Genomic DNA, 19,505 nt, shown 5'->3' with positions numbered 1-19,505 from the left:
ACTGGATCGAATGAAATGTCCGGATCCTGCGGACACGCCGGGGTGGGGGATTCCCTCCCCCCGGCGTTTTTTTGTTGATACCCTGCCGCTCGTTCCCGCCCCGGCCCCGGCCGGCGACCGGAATGGCCCACGGGGAGTGGGCCCGACAGGATACGGATCTCCCTCCAGGCGCACCCCCGAGCGTCCCGCCACCGCGGACGGCAGCCTTCCGCCACCGCCAACCCAGCAGTCCAGCCCCATGTCCCGCATCAAGATCTACGGCCTCAAATCGCAACTGGACCCGATCCGAAGCGCCCTGTCGGACACCATCCACAGCTGCATGACGGAAGCGTTCCGCCTGCCTGCCGAGCACCGCTTCCATCGCTTCTTCGGCCTGGAGCCGGAGGACTTCATCTTCCCGACCGGCCATTCCGACCGCTACCTGGTACTGGAGATCAGCTGCTTCGAAGGCCGCTCGATGTCGGCCAAGAAAGCGCTCATCCGGCTGCTGTTCGAGCGGCTGGAGGAACGCCATGGCATCCCGCGCCACGACGTCGAGATCAGCATCACCGAAACCCCGCGCTGGAACTGGGGCCTGGCCGGCAAGTCCGGCGACGAGGTGATGGTCGACTACCCCGTCGGGGTCTAGCGCCGGGCCGCCTTTCGCCGGCGCCAACGCACGCAGCATGAAAAAGGCCACCTGGAGGTGGCCTTTCTCGTACAACGGGGCGGATCGCGATTCAGCCAGCGAGGCGCTTGGCGATCGCCGCGCCGAGGTCGCCGGGCGACTTCACCGTGGTGACGCCCGCCTTCTCCATCGCGGCGAACTTGCCCTCGGCCGTGCCCTGGCCGCCCGATGCGATCGCACCGGCGTGGCCCATGCGCTTGCCCTTCGGGGCGCTGGCACCGGCGATGAAACCGACCACGGGCTTGGTCACGTACTGGCTGATGAACTCCGCGGCCTCTTCCTCGGCGCTGCCGCCGATCTCGCCGACCATGATGATGCCTTCGGTCTGCGGGTCGTCCTGGAACAGCTTCAGCGCGTCGATGAAGTTGGTGCCGTTGATCGGGTCGCCGCCGATGCCGATGCAGGTCGACTGGCCAAGGCCGACGTCGGTGGTCTGCTTGACGGCCTCGTAGGTCAGCGTGCCGGAGCGCGAGACGATGCCCACCTTGCCGGGCTTGTGGATGTGGCCCGGCATGATGCCGATCTTGCACTCGCCCGGGGTGATCACGCCGGGGCAGTTCGGGCCGACCAGGACCACGTCCTCGTGGTCGTTGAGCACGTTCTTGACGCGCAGCATGTCGAGCACCGGGATGCCCTCGGTGATGCAGACGATGACCTTGATGCCGGCATCGGCCGCCTCGAGGATCGCGTCGGCCGCGAACGGCGGCGGCACGTAGATGACCGAGGCGTCGGCGCCGGTGGCGGCGACCGCGTCGGACACCGTGTTGAACACGGGCAGGCCGAGGTGCTCGGTGCCGCCTTTGCCCGGGGTCACGCCACCGACGACCTGGGTGCCGTACTCGAGCATCTGCTCGGCGTGGAAGGTGCCCTGCGAGCCGGTGAAGCCCTGGACGATGACCTTGGTGTTGCGGTTGATGAGAACGGACATTGCTGAAGGTCCTTTCGAAATTCTTGGATTTGACTGGCTTCGGAAACATCGGACATCGGCGCGCCGATGTCCGCAGGGACGCTGCCCCAGATCCCCCATCCAGCGCCTTGCGCCGGATTCGCCCCCTTGACTCAAGGGGGCAGGCGATCGGGGTTAGCGCGGGCGAAACTCAGGCGGCGACGGCGGCGACGGCCTTCTTGGCGCCGTCGTTGATGTCGTCGGCGGCCGTGATCGCCAAGCCGGAGTTCTTCAGCAACTCCTTGCCGGCCTCGACGTTGGTGCCTTCCAGGCGAACGATCACCGGGACCTTGACGTCGACTTCCTTGACCGCGGCGATGATGCCCTCGGCGATCATGTCGCAACGGACGATGCCGCCGAAGATGTTGACGAAGATGGCCTTGACCTTGTCGCTCGAGAGGATGAGCTTGAAGGCCTCGGTGACGCGTTCCTTGGTGGCGCCGCCGCCGACGTCGAGGAAGTTGGCCGGCTCGCCGCCTTCCAGCTTGATGACGTCCATGGTCGCCATCGCCAGGCCGGCGCCGTTGACCATGCAGCCGATGTTGCCGTCCATGGTGACGTAGTTGAGGTCGTGCTGGCTGGCCTTGACCTCGGTCTCGTCCTCCTGGCGGATGTCGCGCATCGCGGCCAGGTCCTTGTGGCGGAAGGTGGCGTTGTCGTCGCTGTTGACCTTGCCGTCGAGCACGGCGAGGTCGCCATTGGTCAGGATCGCCAGCGGGTTCAGCTCGACCAGGGCCAGATCCTTCTCGTTGAACAGCTTGAACAGGCCCAGCATGATCTTGGTCAGCTGGCCGACCTGCTTGGCGGTCAGGCCCAGCGAGAAGCCCAGCTCCCGGCACTGGTAGGGCTGCAGGCCTTCGACGTAGTTCACGTTGAGGGTCTTGATCAGGTGCGGGGTCTCCTCGGCGACCTTCTCGATCTCCACGCCGCCCTCGCTGGAGGCGATGAAGGTGATCGACTGGGTGCCGCGGTCGACCAGCACCGACAGGTACAGCTCCTTGTCGATGTCGGTGCCTTCGGAGATCAGGACCGAATCGATCGGCAGGGCAACGCCGGCCGACTGGTAGGTCTCCATCTTCGTGCCCAGCATGGCCTTGGCGTATTCCTTGACCTCATCAAAGGTCCTGGCCAGCTTGACGCCGCCGGCCTTGCCACGGCCGCCCGCGTGGATCTGGGCCTTGACGACCCACAGGTCGCCCGGGATTTCCTTGGCCGCGGCAACGGCTTCGTCGGGGGTACGGGCCACGCGGCCGGTCGGCACTGCGATGCCGTAGTCGGCAAAGAGCTGCTTTGCCTGGTATTCGTGGAAGTTCATGCGTCACCGAGGGGAGTTGAACAGACGTCCCTCGCGGCGGCGTTCCGGAAAGTCCGGAGCGGGCGCGATGGGGCCCGCCATTGTCGCCGATTGGGGCGCCCCGGGCAAAACCCGCGTCCCGGCCGGCCGGAAACCGCCCCCCGGGGCCGGGGCGGGAGGGGCCGGCTTCGACACTTCCCCGGCGCAGCTCCCTATACTCGGTCCCGGGGGCCCGTCGCACCCACCCCCTCCAGCCACCCACGGAGCGCCGCGCTTGCCCCTGAAACTCGCCGCCCTGCAGGTCGCCGACGCCGACAAGGCGCTCCGTCGCGAGCTCCACTTCTTCACCCTCTACCGCCTGCTGGAAGCGGCGATGCTGCTGCTGGTGCTGTTCGGCCCCATCGCCGAGCAGTTGCCGGAGGCCCGGCACGCCCTGTTCGCCCAGGCCCTGGCGATCGCCTACGCCTTCTCCGCGGTCCTGCTGTTCGCCTTCGGCCGCAAGGGCGACCTGCGCCTGTGCACGATGATCGGCATCAGCGCCGACCTGTTCTTCGGCATCCTGGCGCTGCACTCGATCCCCGCCGCCAGCACCGGCATCGCCCTCATGCTGATCTTCAACATCGGCGCAGCCGCCCTGCTGCTGCCCACCCGCTACGGCATCGGCGTGGCGCTGGTGGCCGTGGCCGGACTGACCGCGGAGCACTTCTGGACCCGGATCATCGAGGACCAGACGACCCGTTCGGTGATCGAGCCGCTCATGTTCACCGTGGCCTACATGGCCATGGCCACGCTGACCAGCGTCCTTGGCCGGCAGATGCGCGCCAGCCAGGACCTCGCCGAACGCCGCGGCGAGGAAACCGCCCACCTGGTGGAGGTCAACGAACTCATCATCCGCCGCCTGCGCACCGGCGTGCTGCTGGTGGACGGCCGCAACCGGATCACCCTGGCCAACGAGGCCGCTACCGTGCTGCTGGGCGGCACCCGCGAAGAAGACTGGCACCTGGACCTGGTCATGCCCGAACTGGCGCGGCGGCTGGCGGTCTGGCGCGACGGCGGGAAGAACGACGAGACCCCGTTCCAGCCCAGCCCGGACTTCTCCGACATCGTGCCCCGCTTCACCCGCCTGCTCGCCGGCAGCGACCAGACCCTGGTGTTCCTCGACGACACCTCGCTGCTGTCCAAGCGGGCCGAATCGATCACCCTGGCCACCCTGGGCCGCTTCTCGGCGAGCCTGGCCCACGAGATCCGCAACCCGCTGGCAGCGATCAACTATGCCGTCCAGTTGCTGGAGGAGTCCGACGACATCCGGCCGGCCGACCGCCGGCTGCTGGAAATCATCCACCAGCAGGGCACCCGCATGAACGGGATCGTCGACAACGTGCTCGGCCTGGCCAGGCGCGAGCCGGCCAAGCCCGAGCACGTCGACCTGGTCGGCCTGTGCAGGCAGTTCGTCACCGAATACCTGGCCGGGCATCCGCTGGAGGACGACAGCCTCAGCTCGACGTCCAGCCGCCCCTCGCTGCCGGTCATGGTCGACCCCCGCCAGCTGCACCAGGTGCTGACGGTGCTGGTCCACAACGCGCTCCTGTACGGACGCAAGCCCGGTGAGCCGGCCCGGATCACCATCCACGCCCAGCCCGATGGCGCCGGGGGCAGCCGGATCGACGTCCTCGACCGCGGGCCGGGCATTCCCGAGCGCCAGGCGGGGCAGCTGTTCAAGCCTTTCTACACCACCTCGCCCCACGGCACCGGCCTGGGCCTCTATATCGCCCGCGAACTCTGCCGGGCCAACCAGGCCACGCTGGAATACGTGCCCACGCCCGGCGTCGGCAGTTGCTTCCGCATCCGCTTCCCCGCTTCGGCCGCCCGGACGTGACCGACGCCTCCAATAGCCCAGAAATGGCAATGAATGCGGCCTGAGCCGCTTGGCCACACCCCGGCGTTCGGCTATCTTGGCGGGCGGAGGACTCGATGTCAGAAACACGCAGCGCACTCATAGTCGACGACGAACGCGACATCCGCGAGCTCTTGGTGATGACCTTGAGCCGGATGGGCGTGCGTTGCGACACCGCGTCCAACCTCGGCGATGCGCGCAACCAGTTGCAGCGCAACACCTACGACCTGTGCCTGACCGACATGCGCCTGCCGGACGGCTCGGGCATCGACCTGGTGGGCGAGATCAGCCAGAAGTACCCCGAGACCCCGGTCGCCATGATCACCGCCTTCGGCAACGTCGAGGCCGCGGTCGAGGCACTGAAGGCCGGCGCCTTCGACTTCGTCGCCAAGCCCGTCGACCTGCCGGTGCTGCGCGACCTCGTCCGCCACGCCCTGGACCTGCAGCAGGCCCGCAAGGCCGGCAGCGACGCCGTGGCCTCGCGCCTGTACGGCGAATCGCCGGCGATGACGACGCTCCGACAGACCATCGCCAAGGTCGCCCGCAGCCAGGCCCCGGTCTACATCGCCGGCGAGTCGGGTGTCGGCAAGGAGCTCGTCGCCCGCACCATCCACGCCGAGGGCGCCCGGGCCGACGCGCCCTTCGTGCCGGTCAACTGCGGCGCGATCCCGTCGGAATTGATGGAGAGCGAGTTCTTCGGCCACAAGAAGGGCAGCTTCACCGGCGCGCACGCCGACAAGCCCGGCCTGTTCCAGACCGCCGAGGGCGGCACCCTGTTCCTCGACGAGGTCGCCGAGCTGCCCTTGCCGATGCAGGTCAAGCTGCTGCGCGCGATCCAGGAAAAGTCGGTCCGCGCGGTCGGGGCCAACGCCGAACATCCGGTCGACGTGCGCATCCTGTCGGCGACCCACAAGGACCTGGCCAAACTGGTCGCCGAGGGCAAGTTCCGCCAGGACCTGTATTACCGGATCAACGTCATCGAGCTGGCCGTGCCGCCCCTGCGCGAGCGGCTCGAGGACCTGCCGGGCCTGTCGTCCAAGATCATGGGCCGCCTCGCCGAGGCCCAGGGCCGCAGCGTTCCCACCCTCGCCGACGATGCCGTGCAGGCGCTGCGCGACTATCCCTTCCCCGGCAACGTGCGCGAACTGGAGAACATCCTCGAACGCGCCCTGGCGTTGTCCGATGGCGACGAGCTCACCGCATCCGACCTGCACCTGCCGCGCAATGGCGGCGGCAGTCCCGACACGCACCAGGCCGCCGCCGCGGCCGGCGTCGACCCCCGCAGCATCGATCCGCGCGACACGGCCACCAGCGCCCTGCCCTCGTACATCGAGGAAATCGAGCGCGCCGCGATCCAGCACGCGCTGCAGGAAAACCGCTACAACAAGACCAAGACCGCGCAATCGCTGGGCATCACCTTCCGCGCCCTGCGCTACAAGCTCAAGAAGCTCGGCATCGACTGAGCCGCCGTCGGGCAGCCCGGGGGCGGGGCGCGGGGCGCCCGGCCCTCTCCGCACACCGCGTCCCGATCGCGGAATCCCCGGCGTCCCGCCGCCGGGCTCTCCACGAGCGGCGCCACCGCATACTCCGATCGCTTGCCGGCCCGCCGGCACCCTGTCCCGCGCCCTGTTGCCGTCGGCAGGCCCCTCCAATCGGGCCCCTGGAGAGCGGGATTCCGCCCGCATTGCCCCACGGCGGAACGGGATTTCAACAACAAAAGTGACGTTTTGCGTCACTTTTTTCACTCTTGATGCCGCTTTGCGTCACGTTAAAATTGACCGCCATCACACAATGGGCTCACGCAGGGACCCAAGCGTGATACAGGCCTCGTTCATGGACTTGGCACGGGAGTTGCGTATGTATTCCTGCACGTGCAGCAAGCACGGCAAGCCGATGGACCGGGGACCCGGGCCGGCAGGCACGTGAAGTTCAACAACTCCTAGGGGAACTACCAATGAAGAAGCAGCAAGGCTTTACCCTGATCGAACTGATGATCGTCGTGGCCATCATCGCCATCCTGGCCGCCATCGCGCTGCCGGCCTACCAGGACTACGTGGCCCGCTCGCAGGTTTCCGAGGCGATGAGCCTGACCTCCGGCACCAAGGTTGCCGTGGCCGAGTACTACGCCGACCGCGGCGCATGGCCGACCACCAACGCCCAGGCCGGCGTGTCGCAGGCGACCAGCATCACCGGCAAGTACGTCGCCCAGACCGCGGTTGGCGCCAACGGCACCATCACCGCCACCATGAAGGGTGCGGGCTCGGCCAGCGCCAAGATCGCCGGCGGCACCTTCATCCTGGTCCCGACCGACAACCAGGGCAGCGTGACCTGGACTTGCAACACCGGCTCCATCAACGACAAGTTCCTGCCGTCGTCCTGCCGCAACTGATTCCTGGTTGCCATAGGCAGTACCACAGGGCCGCCTCGAGCGGCCCTGTTCTTTTTCGCCCCCTGCGTTCCCCGCCATGCGCCCCGACAACGCCCTGCTTCGCTCCATCCTCATCCTGGGCGTAGGCCTTGCCGTGTTCTGGCCCGGCCTGGGCGGCGGCTTCCTTTTCGACGACTACGCCAACCTGGTCCTGGACCCGGACTGGCGCGTGGTGGACGGTAGCGCGACCGAATGGCTCCGGGCGATGCGGCACGGCATCGCAAGCAGCACCGGGCGTCCGCTGGCAATGCTGAGCTTCGGCGCGAACCATTACTTCACCGGCATGGACCCCTGGCCGATGAAGCTGACCGGCGTGTGCTGGCACCTGGGCAACGCCATCCTCGTATTCCTGCTCGTCCGCGCGCTGCTCTCGACGGCCGCTCCGCGATCGGCGCCTTCATCGGTCCCCAACCCGGGCGCGACCGCCTTCTTCCTCGCGCTGGCGTGGGCCGTCCATCCCCTGCAGGTCTCGGGCGTGCTCTACATCGTCCAGCGCATGGAGGTAGGCGCGTACACCTTCGTCATTCTGGCCCTGCTGGCATACCTCAAGGCGCGGTGTGCCCAGCAGGAAGACCGCGTCGCCTGGCCCTGGTTCCTCGCCTCGATCGCGTCCACGGTCCTGGGCCTGGGCTTCAAGGAATCCGCCCTCCTGGCGCCGGCGTACGCATTCGTGATTGAAGCGTGCCTGTTCCGCTTCCGGACAGGCCGCCAGCGGCCCTCGAAGCCGCTGGCCGCCCTCTGGGCGGTCCTGGCGACGGGCGCCATCGTCGTCTTCCTGGCCTACGTGCTGCCGCCACTGCTGGCGCCGGGCGCCTATTCCGGACGCCACTTCAGCCTGGGCGAAAGGCTGCTCAGCCAGTTCCCCATCCTGTGCCACTACCTGGGCCAGATAGTGCTGCCGCTGCCGCAGCACCTGGTCTTTTATTACGACCAGTGGCCGGTCTCCACCGGCCTTCTATCGCCCATCTCCACGTTGTGGTCCTTGCTGCTATTGCTGGGACTGGTGGTCGCCGCCTTCGCGAGCAGGCATCGCTGGCCGCTGACGTCGCTGGGCATCGGCTGGTTCTTCGTGGGCCACGCCCTCACCAGCAACGTGATCCCGCTGGAACTGGCGTTCGAACACCGCAACTACTTCGCCTTGCTGGGGGCACTGCTGGCGATCGTGCAACCCCTCTACGCCATGTTCCGGCACGTGTCGCCGGGCACGCGCGGCCTCCTCGCCGGCCTGGTATGCGCCACCCTGGCGGCTTTGTGCGCCATGCACGCCCATACCTGGGGGGATCCCATGAGGCTCGCGTTGGCCCTGGGCACGCGCAATCCCGAGTCGCCCCGTGCCGCCTATGCGCTGGGTGGCCAGTTCTACGAGCAGGCCGCGGGGGATCCCCGATCCCCCGCATGGTCTTTCGCCAGGGCCGAGTACGAGCGGGCCGCCGGCCTGCCCAATAGTTCGCCGCTGGCCGAGCAGGCGCTCATCGTCATGGACGGCAAGGCAGGCCGGCCCATACCCGCGCAACGCTGGGATGCTTTCCGCGCGAAGCTGACAGCGGGCAAGACCGCCGGCCCGGAGGAGATCCAGTCCCTGTACGGCGTCGTGAACTGCAGGCTGCAGGGCGGGTGCGAGCTCGAGGACCCCCAGTTGGCCGACACGCTGGTGATCGCCCTGCGTGCGAATCCCCACTCCGCGGTGCTGCACACCATCTACGCGAACTTTGCCTGGAATGCGATGCACGACCCGGCGCTCGCCATCCGGATGGCCCGAGAGGCTTTGACGCTTGAACCTTCCAATACCGTGAATTACGTCAACCTTTCCAGGTTCTTGTTGGCATCGAATTTGCATCAAAACAAGGGACGCAGAAGGGAAGGGCTCGCCCTCCTCGCCTACGTGAAGCAGCACAACGTCGACGGCCAGTGGGACGCCGACGTTGCCGAACTGGAAACCCTGGCCGCGCGACAGCAGGGAAAGGGACCGGATCGGACCACCGATTGAAGTCGTAGACGCCCAATTCGCGCACTCAAGACGTTCTAGGGGAAATGGACTATGAGAAGGAACGAAGGATTCACCTTGATCGAGCTGATGATCGTGGTCGCCATCATCGCCATCCTCGCCGCGATCGCGCTCCCCGCCTACCAGGATTATGTCGCCCGCGGCCAGGTGGCCGAGGGCCTCAATCTGTCCACCTCCGGCAAGGAGGCGGTGGCGACCTTCTACGCGGACAGCGGCCAGTTCCCGGCTAACAACACGGTCGCCGGGATGGCGCAGCCCGCGTCCATCACGGGTCGCTACGTGCGCTCGGTGACGGTCGACAACACCGGTAGCGTGACGATCCTCTTCGGCAGTAGCGCCAGCGCCAAGATCAGCGGCCAGACCCTGGTGATGACGGCCGCCGACAACCAGGGCAGCATCAGCTGGTCTTGCGGCGGCCTCGACGCGAAATACATGCCGAGCAGCTGTCGCTGACGCGAAGCCTCCTGCCGCTCATGGCGGCGGCTTCGCCGTTGTGCCGGCCAATCCGGTCGAGCCACGGCGAGCCAGGGCACAGGCGTTCGCGTACGCCATGACCGGCAGGCCACTGCGTGCACGCAGGCTGCGCAGCAGCGCCCTGGCCAACAGCGAGCCGTGCCTTGCCACGAACAGGGCAATGAGGAGGAGTCGATTGCCGTTGGCCAGTTTGGAGGTCAACAGGACGTGGGCCAACGCGGTGCGTTCCTCGTAGAACGGCGATCCCATCCCGGCCGCCGCGGACCCCTCGTGGGTCACCTCGCAGTCGCCGACGAACACGAGGGCGCCGGGGCGATCGCGCAGGGACCAGCCCAGCTGGATCTCTTCGCCGTACATGAAGAAGTCCTCGTCGAAGAGACGCTCGCGCGGCAAGCGTTGGCGATCGACCAGCATGCAGCAGCCCCGCGGCACGCAGAAGGTCCCCGGCCACGGCCGGGAAAGCAGGAGCGCGAACCAGCGGTGGTAATGGATTTCACCCAGCGGCGCGCCCGCGTGAACGAGCGCCGGGAACGCGATGCACGCCTCCGGCGCCGCATCCAGCGCCGTGGAGAGCCTCGCGACCAGGCCGGACGGCGCCACCGCGTCGTTGTTGATCACCAGCACGCGCCCGTGTCCCACCGGCAGGCGGGCCAGTCCCCGGTTGATGCCCGCGGCGAAGCCCAGGTTGCCGCCCGCATCGAGGAGGGTCACCCTCGGGTCGTGCCCGAGGCCTCGCGCCAGCGCATCGAAGGTCAGGCGGCCGTCGTCGCTGTTGTCCACGATGACGATCTCCTCGAGCCCCTGCCCGGCCAGCGAAGCCACGCAGGCAATCGTCCTGGCGGCCGAGCGGTACTCGACGATGATCGCGGCGCACCGGGATTTCATGGGCCCGGCTTCCTGCCCACCACCACCAGTTCCTCTGCCGCCCGGGGCGCGAGGCTGGCGAGGACGTCGACGACGCAGGCGAGCAAAGGCGCCAGCACGGTCCAGCGACGCGCGCCGGTCCGTGTCGCGCTTGCCCGGATGCGCTTGCCCGCGCCGCGCCCGCGACGAACGAATCGCACGTCGACGAGGCCCGCGCGTTCGAGCAATTGCGCGAGCGCAGGAGCCGAGGGCATGGCCAGGTGCCGGGGCGTCTCCAGTGCCTGCCAATGCCTGCCGAACACACGGTGGCCGATGCCGTGGATGTTCGGCGTCGCCAGCCAGAGCGTCCCACCCGGACGCAGACGGCGGACGCAGTCTTCGATCAATGCCATCGGCTCGTGGGCATGCTCGACGACATGCGAAAGCGTTACCCGGTCGAACAGCCGTCCGTCCAGCGCATCCAGCGACGGAACCACCGTGGCGCCCGACACCTCGCTGGCCACCGCGGCGGCGACGGGGTCGGGCTCGACGCCCTGCACGTCCCAGCCGAACGCACGGGCACGCACCAGGAATCCACCGCCTCCGCAGCCTACGTCGAGCAGGCTGCCCGCTACGGGCGGAAGGTGCCGCATGAAGTAGTCGGCCTGCTGCCGGAGCGGCCAGGCCAGGCCGAAAAGGCGGGCCGTCGCGCTGCGGCCCTTGGCCCCCGGGGAAGCGAAACGCCCCTGCAGATAGGACCGTGCCACCGAGGAAAGCGCGTCGTCGGCACTGAGCAGGCGATTCTCGTACTCGGGAGAGGCATGCGTGTAATAGGACGTGTAGGCGCTGGAAATGTGCGCGGCATCGAGCCTTGGATTCAGCAGCAGGCTCCCGCAGCGCCTGCAGGCCGACATCGACCACGAACCCGGCACCCCTTCCTCGAGGTCGACCAGCTCCCGGTAGCGCTCCTCGAGCTGGCCGCCTCCGCAGACCGGGCATGCCTCGACGAACTCCAGGCCTTTGGGGGCACCGGGCGCCTCGCTACGCACGGTCATGCGTCCCCGCGCCGGGCGATCACCACGATTTCCTCGCTCGCGCCGGGAAAGATCGACGCCAGTAAGTCGATCAACCAGACAAGGGGACGCACCAGGGGCGAGTCTCCATCGCCACGCTCCTTGCGATAGCGCGCCGACGGAAGGATCGAGCTCCGGGCGCCCCGGCCTCGCCGAACCAGGCGCGCGGAGTCGAAGCCGGCGTCGGCGAGCATCGCCAGCAGCTGCCGGGACGTCGGCAGGCAGAGGTGCCGCGGCGGATCGAGGGAAAACCAGTTCCGGCCAAAGTAGCGGTGCCCGGGGCCACCCGGATTGGGGACGGCCAGCCAGATCTCGCCCCCAGGCTTCAACCATCCGCGCATCCGCTGCAATGCCGCGCCGGGCTCATGCAGGTGTTCGAGTACATGCGAGAGCGTGATCCGGTCGAAGGGCTGCGTCGGGGATACATCTTCGAGCGAAGCCTCCCAGACGTTGAAACCGGTCCGCCTGGCCACGGCGGCGGCCTGCGGGTCGGGTTCGATCCCCTCGACGGTCCATCCTGCGTCGGCCGCTCGACTGAGGAACGCGCCGTTGCCGCAGCCCACGTCGAGCAGGCGTCCCGGCGTCGGCGGCAGGTGCCGGAAGAAGTAGTCGAGTTGGAAGCGTACCGGCCACAACAGGCCGACACACCATCCGCCCAATCGGCTCGCCGCTTTGCGATTCGCCCCGAACCGCATGTTCAGGTAACCGTTGATGGATCGCCAGACCGGACCGTCGCCATCATCGCGCGCCGCGACGCCGGCACCGTCGTCGTGGGTGACGTAGTCACCCGGATAGGCCTTGCCCACCGCTTCGAGCGTCGGGCGGGGCGCCAGGTTCAAGGCACCGCATGCGGTGCACTCCAGAAACCCCCAGGAGCCCGGGATGCGGCCCAGGCGATCGTCGAGGCCGGCGTACCTGCCTACCAGGTCACTGCCGGCACAGGCGATGCAGCGCCCGGGCATCTCGAGCTCCCCCGCCTCCCATCCAGCGGTCGCGGGAACGATCGCCTCGACAGCAGGATTTCGATCAACCATCGGTCTTCCACCTCGATTTCGGCTTCATGCGAGTCATCGCACCCACAACCACCAGCGACATGACGAGTACGACCACATATTCGCTGACGACACTCGCCCAGGCGATCCCGTCGAGGCCGTAGCGGCTATTGCCCAGGAACATCGATACCGCCAGGACCCCTAGCCCCAGGACATCCACGGCGCTGCGCGCCAGCGGCCGTCCCAGTGCGAGCAGCGCGGTCCCGGCGACCTGGTGCATGCCCAGCGCGCCGACCAGCAGGGACAGGGTGCCGAGCATCGTCCACGAACGCGGGTATATCCCAAGGATCGCCGGATCGAGGGCCCGGGTCACGCCATTGACGCCCAGCCACACCACGATCCCGGCCAGCATCACGCCCCCCAGGCAACAGGCGAAGGACCTGCGCAGGTAAGGTGCATCGTGCTCGGCCACGGCTCTTGCCCACCGCGGGAGCATGCTCGCGGAGAGTGCCGTGGCGGGCACGGACAAGGCCGCGCAGATCCGATAGGCCATTGAATAGTGGCCGGCTGCCTCCAGGCCCGCGAGACGACCGGCGTAGGGTTTGTCCAGCTCGCTGCATGCCAGCGCGGCACCCCCCATCGCACCGTAGCGCCAGCCAGCGGCGAGCGTGCCGCGCGACGGCAGCCTTGGCGCCGGGAGCAGCCCCCCGACCTTCACGACCCACCCCATTGAGAAGAGGCAGCCCAGCACGTTGACCACCAGGTGCGCGAGCAGGTAGTGCTCGAATGCGCGGGGGCCGGTGGGCTCCACGTACAGGATCGCCGCGGCCGCCACCAGCCGACCGATGCCGGGCAGCGCGGGCAGCGCCGCGGCCGCCCCGAGCCGGCCATCGGCATGCATGCACAGCGCGGACGACTGGATGAGCGCCGCACACGCGACCTCGACGAGCACGAAGCACAACAGGACACCGTAGGGAACGGGCGCGTCGAACAACAGGAACAAGGCCAGGCTGGACACCAGGGCGATGGGCGGGCTCGAGGCGAGGATGCAGCCGAGTGACTCGTTCCAGCGTCCGTGGCGCACCCCGGCGCCGACCTGGGCGTCGGCGAAATACAGATAGGGAATGCCGAGGCAGCAGAGCAGCGTGCAGACCGCGCATACGCCCAGCACCGCCGCCAGCCAACCGAAGTCGTCGGCAGGCGCGAAACGGGCAAGCGCCAGCAGCCATCCCGCCAGGGCAATCAGCCTGATGCCCATCCAGACGCCACTGGCGAAGACGTCGATCGCCAAGCGCCCCGAAGTCGACCCGCGATGCATCACAGCCGCCCACGCCGGCCGCGCAGGCCATCAAGGACGCCCCTGAGCATCGCGCCGGCATTGTGCAGGCGCGCAGGCCCGGTGATCAGCACGACGACGGCCGAAAGGAGCAGCTTGATCACCGCCCAGCCCTTCCATACCCGGGGCACGTAGTCCCGGCCGAGCAACACGATCGTGTTGCGGAACAGGTACCGGTGGCGAAGCGGCGAGCGTACCGGCCAGTTCATCCAGCCCCCGAGCCATATGCGCTTGCTGGCCTCGCCCATCCTGTGGATGAAGATCGAATCGGGAACCCCGAGCAAGCTGGCGCCGCGCGACGTCATCCGGAATCCCCACTCGGTGTCGACGTGGTCGATGAAGAGCCCTTCGTCCAATCCACCCGAATCGATGAAGCACTGCAATCGCGTCAGCGTGCCGCTACCGTTCAGGCCCGCGCAGGCCATAGGGGCGCTGCCGTGCTCCGGGAAGCGCCTCGACCAGCGCCACCCCGACACGCAATGGAAACCGTGGCTCAGGCCGGTCGCGGGATCCAGCAGCAGCGGCCCCACCGCGGCGGGGCACCCACCCGACCGCCAGGCGTCCTGGAACGCCTCGACCAACGCTTCCACGGCGTGCTCGCCGGGCTCGCTGTCCTGGTCCAGCAACAACAGCCACGACGCATCCGTGCGGCGAGCGACCTCTGCGGCCGCGCGATTGACAGCGGCCGCGAGCCCGAGGTTCTCGCCAAGCCGGATGGCCAGGACCCGTTCGATGTCGCCCATGGCTCCGACCAGCTCGGACCACAGGGCCTCGGGCGATGCATTGTCGATCACGACCTTGGTCGCCTCCGCGGGCAACCGTCGCAACTGCCGGACCACGACCGCCACGTCGGGGTGGTAGGTGACCGTCACGCAGGCGAGCTTCGCGAGCTCCGGACGTGCCGCCGTCATTCGCCATGTCCCGCTGGCAGGATCGACTTCAGTACCCGGGCGTGGTCCGCCGCGCGCCTTCGCCAATCGTATGCATCCACGCCGCCCACGCATGGCGGCGGCGACTCGAGCAGTTCGACCAGTTTGCGGGCAAGCCGGTCCGGGCAGCCCGGGGGCACCGTCGCGATCCCGGATGCCGTGCTGGCAAGTCCCCGCGTGGCGGGCAACTCGGAGACGACCACGGGACACCCGCAGCCCAACGCCTCGATGAGCACCAGTCCCAATCCGTCCTGGTCTCCGGAGGATGCGCGCATGAACGGCGCGACGAACAGCGCGGCGCGTCGGTATGCCGCGGGCAACAGGTCCTGCGTGGCGGGCCCCTCGAACGTGACGACGTCGGAGAGCCGCAGTGCGGCGACCAGCGAACGGCAGCGCGCCTCCTCGGGACCGAAGCCGAAAACACGCAGCGACGCGTCCGGCCGGCGGGCCAGCACCTCCGGCATCGCCGAGACCAGTACGTCCAGGCCCTTCTTCTCGACCAGGCGGCCGACGAACAGCAACTCGTCCTTCCTGCGGGCGACCGTGGGGTCCGGCACGTAGCGGTGCTCGAGATCGACGCCCATGGGCATCACCCTCAGCGCCGTGGGTGCCACGCCCGCGCGAACGGCTTCCTCGCGCATCCCCTCGCTGACGACCGCGACACAGGCCGCGCGCCTGGCGGCGAACCGCTTCATCCAGCGCGTCGCGCGGCCACGCAGCGCGAACAGGTCGGCACCGTGTGAGGTCACGAGGTAAGGGATCGACGTGCCTCCCCACCCCCGCAGGGCAGCGGCAAGGAATCCCTGGGGCACCAGCCAATGGGCATGGATCACCTCGGGCCGCCATCGGCGCACCAGGGCCGCGAGCGCCACCGCCTGGCACAGGACGAAGGCCGGCACCAGCAGCGCGGTCCAGGGTCGCCGCCTCAGGTTGTTGACGATGCCACCGTCGTTCACCAGCACTTCAAGGCGTTCCGGCGCATAGCGGTAGCGGATCACCTGGACCCCGTCCATGCATTCCCTCGCCGCGGCTCCCCTGGCATGGGGGCACAGCACCGTCACCTCGAACGCGTCCACCAGCCGCTTGGCCAGTTCGTGCACGAAAGCCGGCTCGGGGTCATCCGGCCAGCGGGGATAGGTGGAGGCCAGCACAAGCAGGCGCGGCCTGCGGGGGGACGCCGTGCTCATGGTCCCTTCTCGAGCAGCAGGCGATGCCCGGTGCACATGGCGGACCAGCGCGGCCAGAACCAGGCAAGGCAACAGGCCGAGAGGTTGACCAGCAGCACGATCGGCACGGCAAGGGGCAGGCGCCACGAGAGGCTGCCGGCGCGCGCGCCCTGCAGCGGGCCTGTCACGGCGAGGGCCGCCAGCACCGCCGCGGCGTGGATGGAGTGCCCGACCGGCTCGAGGCGCCTGACCTTGAACCCGGCCTGCCCTGCCCGCGCCATCCAACCATGTGAAGTCCATCGCTGGAAGTCGTGCGGTGCGTCGTGCACGGGATAGAGGAACGGCATCGAAACCATCGCGATCCCTCCGGGCTTGAGGACGCGGTGCATTTCCTCCAGGGCGCGCTCCGGCGACTCGACGTGCTCGAGCACTTCCAGGCACACGACCACGTCGATCGATGCCGTCGCGATCGGCAACGCGCGGGCGTCGGCATGCACGTCGGGCCGCGTGCCATAAAGCGCCGTCGCCGTCGCGGGATAGTCGAGCGCGACATAGGAGGCGTCGGGATCGAGCCGGCTCCGCAACCAGCGCGTGGCCGAGCCGATGTCGAGCACGACGCCCCTCGAACCGGCGACCTCGGGCGGAACCACCCTGTCCTCCATCAGCCACTGCGGGTGCAGCGGCGTGCTGGAGAACCAGTTCGCGACGACGCGCAGCATGTTCATCGCAGGCACGTCAGGGCCGGGGGTGCTCGGAGTCGAGGCGCGACGCCAGGTATGTCAGGCCGGTGATCTGCTCCGACACCAGGCCGATCAGGAAGATGATCACTGCGGCGCTGAGCAACAACGCGCTCATGTTCGTGAACCGCCCCGTTGTCAGGAACGTCCAGGCGTAATAGCCCAGGCCCGTCGCCAGGAACGCGGCCGAAGCAGGCGCGAACAGTTTCAAGGGCGAATACAGGGTGGCGATCCTGAAGATGATCAGCAGGAAACGCACGCCATCGCGGAACGGGCGGATATGGCTGCTGGTACCCACGCGACGGGACACGGCCATGGGGACGTAGGCGACGGGATAGGCACTCCTGAAGAACGCCATGGTGCTGGTCGTCGGATAGCTGAAACCGTTGGGCAACAGGTGCAGGAACTCGCGGAACCTGTCGGCGCGGACGGCACGGAAGCCCGAGGTCAGGTCGAGCACCTTGTGTCCGGTCATCCAGGTGGCCAGCGTGTTGTAGAACCGGTTGGCCAGGCCCCGGTGGAGGTTGGCCTGCCCGGTCCCGTCCCGGGCACCGACGACAAGGTCGTAGCCCGCCTCGATCCGCTCGAGCAGCAGGGGGATGTGCGCCGGGTCATGCTGCCCGTCCGCGTCCATGAATACGATGACATCGCCCCGGGCCGCGCGCGCCCCGCGCTTGATCGCCGCACCATTGCCCATCGAATAGGGCGAGGAAAGCACCGTGGCCCCGTGAAGCGTCGCCACGGCCGCCGTATCATCGGTGGACCCGTCGTCGACCACGATCACCTCCGCGCCCGGCACCGCCCCGGCGAGCGCCGGCAAGGTCATCGCCAGGCCAGCGGACTCGTTCTTTGCAGGTAAAACCACGGTAACGCGCATGCATCCCCCTTTCATCGTGCGAAAGAGTACCCTGAAACCGCGTTCCAGAAAGGTGCGCTCCGTCCGTTCGCCAAAGCCCGGGATTGCGGTAAAGTCGACCCGGGGAGAGTGTCTGGGGGCCAGATGAACACGGTTTCGACCGCCAACTTGGTGGGTATCACCGGCATTGCCCGGCGCCTGGTCATGGACGGGGCCCTGGACGAGACGGTCGCGCGTGAAGCCATGGCGGCCGCGACAGCGGAGAAGAAGCCCCTCGCCACCTACCTGGTGGAGAAGCGCCTGATCGCGCAGCCGGCCCTGGCCGCCGCCAATTCCGTGGAATTCGGCATGCCCGTGTTCGATCCGGGCACGCTCGATCCGACCCAGTCGGCCATCAGCGTGGTGAACGAGGAACTGGTCCGCAAGCACAACGTGCTGCCCCTGTTCAAGCGTGGCAACCGACTGTTCGTCGGCATCGCCGACCCCACCAACATCCACGCGCTCGACGAGATCAAGTTCCAGACCAACCTCGCCGTCGACGCGGTCCTGGTCGACGAGGAAGCGATCAAGCGCAACCTCGAGCGCTGGCTCGACTCCGCGGGCGCGCTCGAAGGCTCGGACGACGAGGGCCTGGAGAACCTCGAGGTCGGCGGGGTCGATGACGACGGCAGCGGCGAATCCGGCGTCGACGCCAAGGGCGACGACACCCCCGTCGTCAAGTTCGTCAACAAGGTGCTGGTGGACGCGATCCGCCGCGGCGCGTCCGACATCCACTTCGAGCCTTACGAAACCGAGTACCGGGTGCGCCTGCGCATCGACGGCCTGCTCAAGCAGGTCGCCAAGGCACCGACCAAGCTGCAGCAGCGCATCTCCGCGCGCCTGAAGGTGATGGCGCAGCTGGACATCGCCGAGAAGCGCGTCCCGCAGGACGGTCGCATCAAGCTGAACCTCTCCAAGAGCAAGCAGATCGACTTCCGAATGAGCACCTTGCCGACCCTGTTCGGCGAGAAGATCGTGCTTCGAATCCTCGACGGCAGCGCCGCCAAGCTCGGCATCGACAAGCTCGGATACGAGGAGGAGCAGAAGAAGCTCTTCATCGATGCGATCCACAAGCCCTACGGCATGGTCCTGGTCACAGGCCCCACCGGCTCCGGCAAGACGGTGTCGCTGTACACCGCGTTGAATATGCTCAACGACGACAGCCGCAACATCTCGACGGTCGAGGATCCGGTCGAAATACGTGTACCCGGCATCAACCAGGTCCAGATGAACATCAAGCGCGGCATGACCTTCGCCGCCGCGCTGCGCAGCTTCCTGCGACAGGATCCGGACGTGATCATGGTGGGCGAGATCCGCGACCTCGAGACCGCCGAGATCGGCATCAAGGCAGCGCAGACCGGCCACATGGTGCTGTCCACCCTGCATACCAACGACGGGCCACAGACCATCTCCCGCTTGATGAACATGGGCGTGGCGCCGTTCAACATCACCTCCTCGGTCACCCTGGTCATCGCGCAGCGGCTGGCGCGGCGCCTGCACGACTGCAAGAAGCCCGTCGACCTGCCCGACCATGCGCTGCTCGCCGAAGGCTTCACCCAGGAAGAGATCGACGAAGGCCTGACGCTGTACGAGGCCGGGGGCTGCCCCGACTGCACCGAGGGCTTCAAGGGCCGTACCGGCATCTACCAGGTCATGCCGATGTCGGACGAGATCCAGACCATCGTGCTGGCCGGCGGCAACGCCATGCAGATCGCCGAGGCCGCGCAGCAGGCCGGCGTCAAGGACCTCCGCCAGTCCGCCCTGCTCAAAGTCAAGAACGGCATCACCAGCCTTTCCGAAATCAACCGCGTTACCAAGGACTAAGC

At 67.9% G+C, this 19,505-nt stretch carries 17 protein-coding genes; 7 read left to right on the top strand and 10 right to left on the bottom strand.

Going from position 1 to position 19,505, the window contains the following annotated elements:
* The first annotated feature begins 238 nt into the window (after positions 1-238).
* The gene (locus tag H4F98_RS00970) at positions 239-628 is read left to right on the top strand and encodes a tautomerase family protein (protein WP_182684793.1); all 390 of its coding nucleotides are present in this window, start codon (positions 239-241) and stop codon (positions 626-628) included.
* A 91-nt stretch (positions 629-719) separates the two neighbouring features.
* On the opposite strand, the gene sucD is transcribed toward H4F98_RS00970, so the two are convergent.
* A complete protein-coding gene (gene sucD, locus H4F98_RS00965; protein ID WP_182684792.1) occupies positions 720-1,595 on the bottom strand; it encodes a succinate--CoA ligase subunit alpha in 876 nt (291 codons plus the stop codon).
* Between the two features lie 169 nt (positions 1,596-1,764).
* Complete coding sequence (gene sucC, locus H4F98_RS00960; protein ID WP_182684791.1) at positions 1,765-2,928, bottom strand: ADP-forming succinate--CoA ligase subunit beta; 1,164 nt, start codon at positions 2,926-2,928, stop codon at positions 1,765-1,767.
* 259 nt (positions 2,929-3,187) lie between these two features.
* On the opposite strand from sucC, the gene H4F98_RS00955 reads away from it, so the two are divergent.
* From H4F98_RS00955 to H4F98_RS00935, 5 genes are all read left to right on the top strand, one after another.
* Positions 3,188-4,783: a sensor histidine kinase gene (locus tag H4F98_RS00955; protein WP_246372737.1), complete on the top strand. Its 1,596-nt coding sequence runs from the start codon at positions 3,188-3,190 to the stop codon at positions 4,781-4,783.
* 95 nt (positions 4,784-4,878) lie between these two features.
* Positions 4,879-6,264: a sigma-54-dependent transcriptional regulator gene (locus tag H4F98_RS00950; RefSeq protein ID WP_182684790.1), complete on the top strand. Its 1,386-nt coding sequence runs from the start codon at positions 4,879-4,881 to the stop codon at positions 6,262-6,264.
* A 491-nt stretch (positions 6,265-6,755) separates the two neighbouring features.
* Entirely contained in the window at positions 6,756-7,190 is a 435-nt protein-coding gene (locus H4F98_RS00945) for a pilin (protein ID WP_182684789.1), read from the top strand.
* Between the two features lie 244 nt (positions 7,191-7,434).
* Positions 7,435-9,216 carry a tetratricopeptide repeat protein gene (locus H4F98_RS00940; protein ID WP_182684788.1) on the top strand — a complete coding sequence of 594 codons (1,782 nt, stop codon included), beginning with the start codon at positions 7,435-7,437 and terminating at the stop codon, positions 9,214-9,216.
* Positions 9,217-9,267: 51 nt separating this feature from the next.
* On the top strand, positions 9,268-9,687 hold the full coding sequence (locus H4F98_RS00935) for a pilin (RefSeq protein ID WP_182684787.1): 420 nt from the start codon (positions 9,268-9,270) through the stop codon (positions 9,685-9,687).
* A gap of 18 nt (positions 9,688-9,705) precedes the next feature.
* Here the strand turns inward: H4F98_RS00935 and H4F98_RS00930 are convergent, their stop codons facing one another.
* The 8 genes from H4F98_RS00930 to H4F98_RS00895 form a co-directional block, all read right to left on the bottom strand.
* A complete protein-coding gene (locus H4F98_RS00930) occupies positions 9,706-10,593 on the bottom strand; it encodes a glycosyltransferase family 2 protein (RefSeq protein WP_182684786.1) in 888 nt (295 codons plus the stop codon).
* Entirely contained in the window at positions 10,590-11,606 is a 1,017-nt protein-coding gene (locus tag H4F98_RS00925; RefSeq protein WP_182684785.1) for a class I SAM-dependent methyltransferase, read from the bottom strand. Before H4F98_RS00925 ends, H4F98_RS00930 begins: the two co-directional genes overlap by 4 nt.
* A complete protein-coding gene (locus H4F98_RS00920) occupies positions 11,603-12,658 on the bottom strand; it encodes a class I SAM-dependent methyltransferase (protein ID WP_182684784.1) in 1,056 nt (351 codons plus the stop codon). The genes H4F98_RS00925 and H4F98_RS00920 overlap by 4 nt, the downstream gene beginning before the upstream one ends.
* The gene (locus H4F98_RS00915; protein WP_182684783.1) at positions 12,651-13,907 is read right to left on the bottom strand and encodes a lipopolysaccharide biosynthesis protein; all 1,257 of its coding nucleotides are present in this window, start codon (positions 13,905-13,907) and stop codon (positions 12,651-12,653) included. The genes H4F98_RS00920 and H4F98_RS00915 overlap by 8 nt, the downstream gene beginning before the upstream one ends.
* A 26-nt stretch (positions 13,908-13,933) precedes the next feature.
* Positions 13,934-14,863: a glycosyltransferase gene (locus tag H4F98_RS00910; RefSeq protein WP_182684782.1), complete on the bottom strand. Its 930-nt coding sequence runs from the start codon at positions 14,861-14,863 to the stop codon at positions 13,934-13,936.
* Positions 14,860-15,981, bottom strand: a complete 1,122-nt coding sequence (locus tag H4F98_RS00905) for a glycosyltransferase (protein WP_343064702.1) — start codon at positions 15,979-15,981, stop codon at positions 14,860-14,862. The genes H4F98_RS00910 and H4F98_RS00905 overlap by 4 nt, the downstream gene beginning before the upstream one ends.
* A gap of 83 nt (positions 15,982-16,064) precedes the next feature.
* Entirely contained in the window at positions 16,065-16,772 is a 708-nt protein-coding gene (locus H4F98_RS00900; RefSeq protein ID WP_182684780.1) for a class I SAM-dependent methyltransferase, read from the bottom strand.
* Between the two features lie 10 nt (positions 16,773-16,782).
* On the bottom strand, positions 16,783-17,661 hold the full coding sequence (locus tag H4F98_RS00895) for a glycosyltransferase family 2 protein (protein ID WP_182684779.1): 879 nt from the start codon (positions 17,659-17,661) through the stop codon (positions 16,783-16,785).
* A 123-nt stretch (positions 17,662-17,784) separates the two neighbouring features.
* Between H4F98_RS00895 and pilB the strand changes: the two genes are divergently transcribed.
* Entirely contained in the window at positions 17,785-19,503 is a 1,719-nt protein-coding gene (gene pilB, locus H4F98_RS00890) for a type IV-A pilus assembly ATPase PilB (protein WP_182684778.1), read from the top strand.
* Positions 19,504-19,505 lie beyond the last annotated feature (2 nt).

It is taken from the genome of Marilutibacter spongiae (assembly GCF_014145325.1).
In the GTDB taxonomy this organism is placed as follows: Bacteria; Pseudomonadota; Gammaproteobacteria; order Xanthomonadales; family Xanthomonadaceae; genus Marilutibacter; species Marilutibacter spongiae.
Note: the sequence above shows the minus strand (reverse complement) of the source record. Positions and strands in the feature narration are given on the sequence as shown.

Bases quoted from the DNA above. Each gene is read 5' to 3' on its own strand.
- H4F98_RS00945 (WP_182684789.1), top strand. From the start codon at position 6,756: ATGAAGAAGCAGCAAGGCTTTACCCTGATCGAACTGATGATCGTCGTG.
- sucC (WP_182684791.1), bottom strand. From the start codon at position 2,928: ATGAACTTCCACGAATACCAGGCAAAGCAGCTCTTTGCCGACTACGGC.
- H4F98_RS00925 (WP_182684785.1), bottom strand. From the start codon at position 11,606: ATGACCGTGCGTAGCGAGGCGCCCGGTGCCCCCAAAGGCCTGGAGTTC.
- H4F98_RS00900 (WP_182684780.1), bottom strand. From the start codon at position 16,772: ATGAACATGCTGCGCGTCGTCGCGAACTGGTTCTCCAGCACGCCGCTG.
- H4F98_RS00930 (WP_182684786.1), bottom strand. From the start codon at position 10,593: ATGAAATCCCGGTGCGCCGCGATCATCGTCGAGTACCGCTCGGCCGCC.
- H4F98_RS00895 (WP_182684779.1), bottom strand. From the start codon at position 17,661: ATGCGCGTTACCGTGGTTTTACCTGCAAAGAACGAGTCCGCTGGCCTG.
- H4F98_RS00940 (WP_182684788.1), top strand. From the start codon at position 7,435: ATGCGGCACGGCATCGCAAGCAGCACCGGGCGTCCGCTGGCAATGCTG.
- H4F98_RS00935 (WP_182684787.1), top strand. From the start codon at position 9,268: ATGAGAAGGAACGAAGGATTCACCTTGATCGAGCTGATGATCGTGGTC.
- pilB (WP_182684778.1), top strand. From the start codon at position 17,785: ATGAACACGGTTTCGACCGCCAACTTGGTGGGTATCACCGGCATTGCC.
- H4F98_RS00920 (WP_182684784.1), bottom strand. From the start codon at position 12,658: ATGGTTGATCGAAATCCTGCTGTCGAGGCGATCGTTCCCGCGACCGCT.
- sucD (WP_182684792.1), bottom strand. From the start codon at position 1,595: ATGTCCGTTCTCATCAACCGCAACACCAAGGTCATCGTCCAGGGCTTC.
- H4F98_RS00910 (WP_182684782.1), bottom strand. From the start codon at position 14,863: ATGACGGCGGCACGTCCGGAGCTCGCGAAGCTCGCCTGCGTGACGGTC.
- H4F98_RS00970 (WP_182684793.1), top strand. From the start codon at position 239: ATGTCCCGCATCAAGATCTACGGCCTCAAATCGCAACTGGACCCGATC.
- H4F98_RS00950 (WP_182684790.1), top strand. From the start codon at position 4,879: ATGTCAGAAACACGCAGCGCACTCATAGTCGACGACGAACGCGACATC.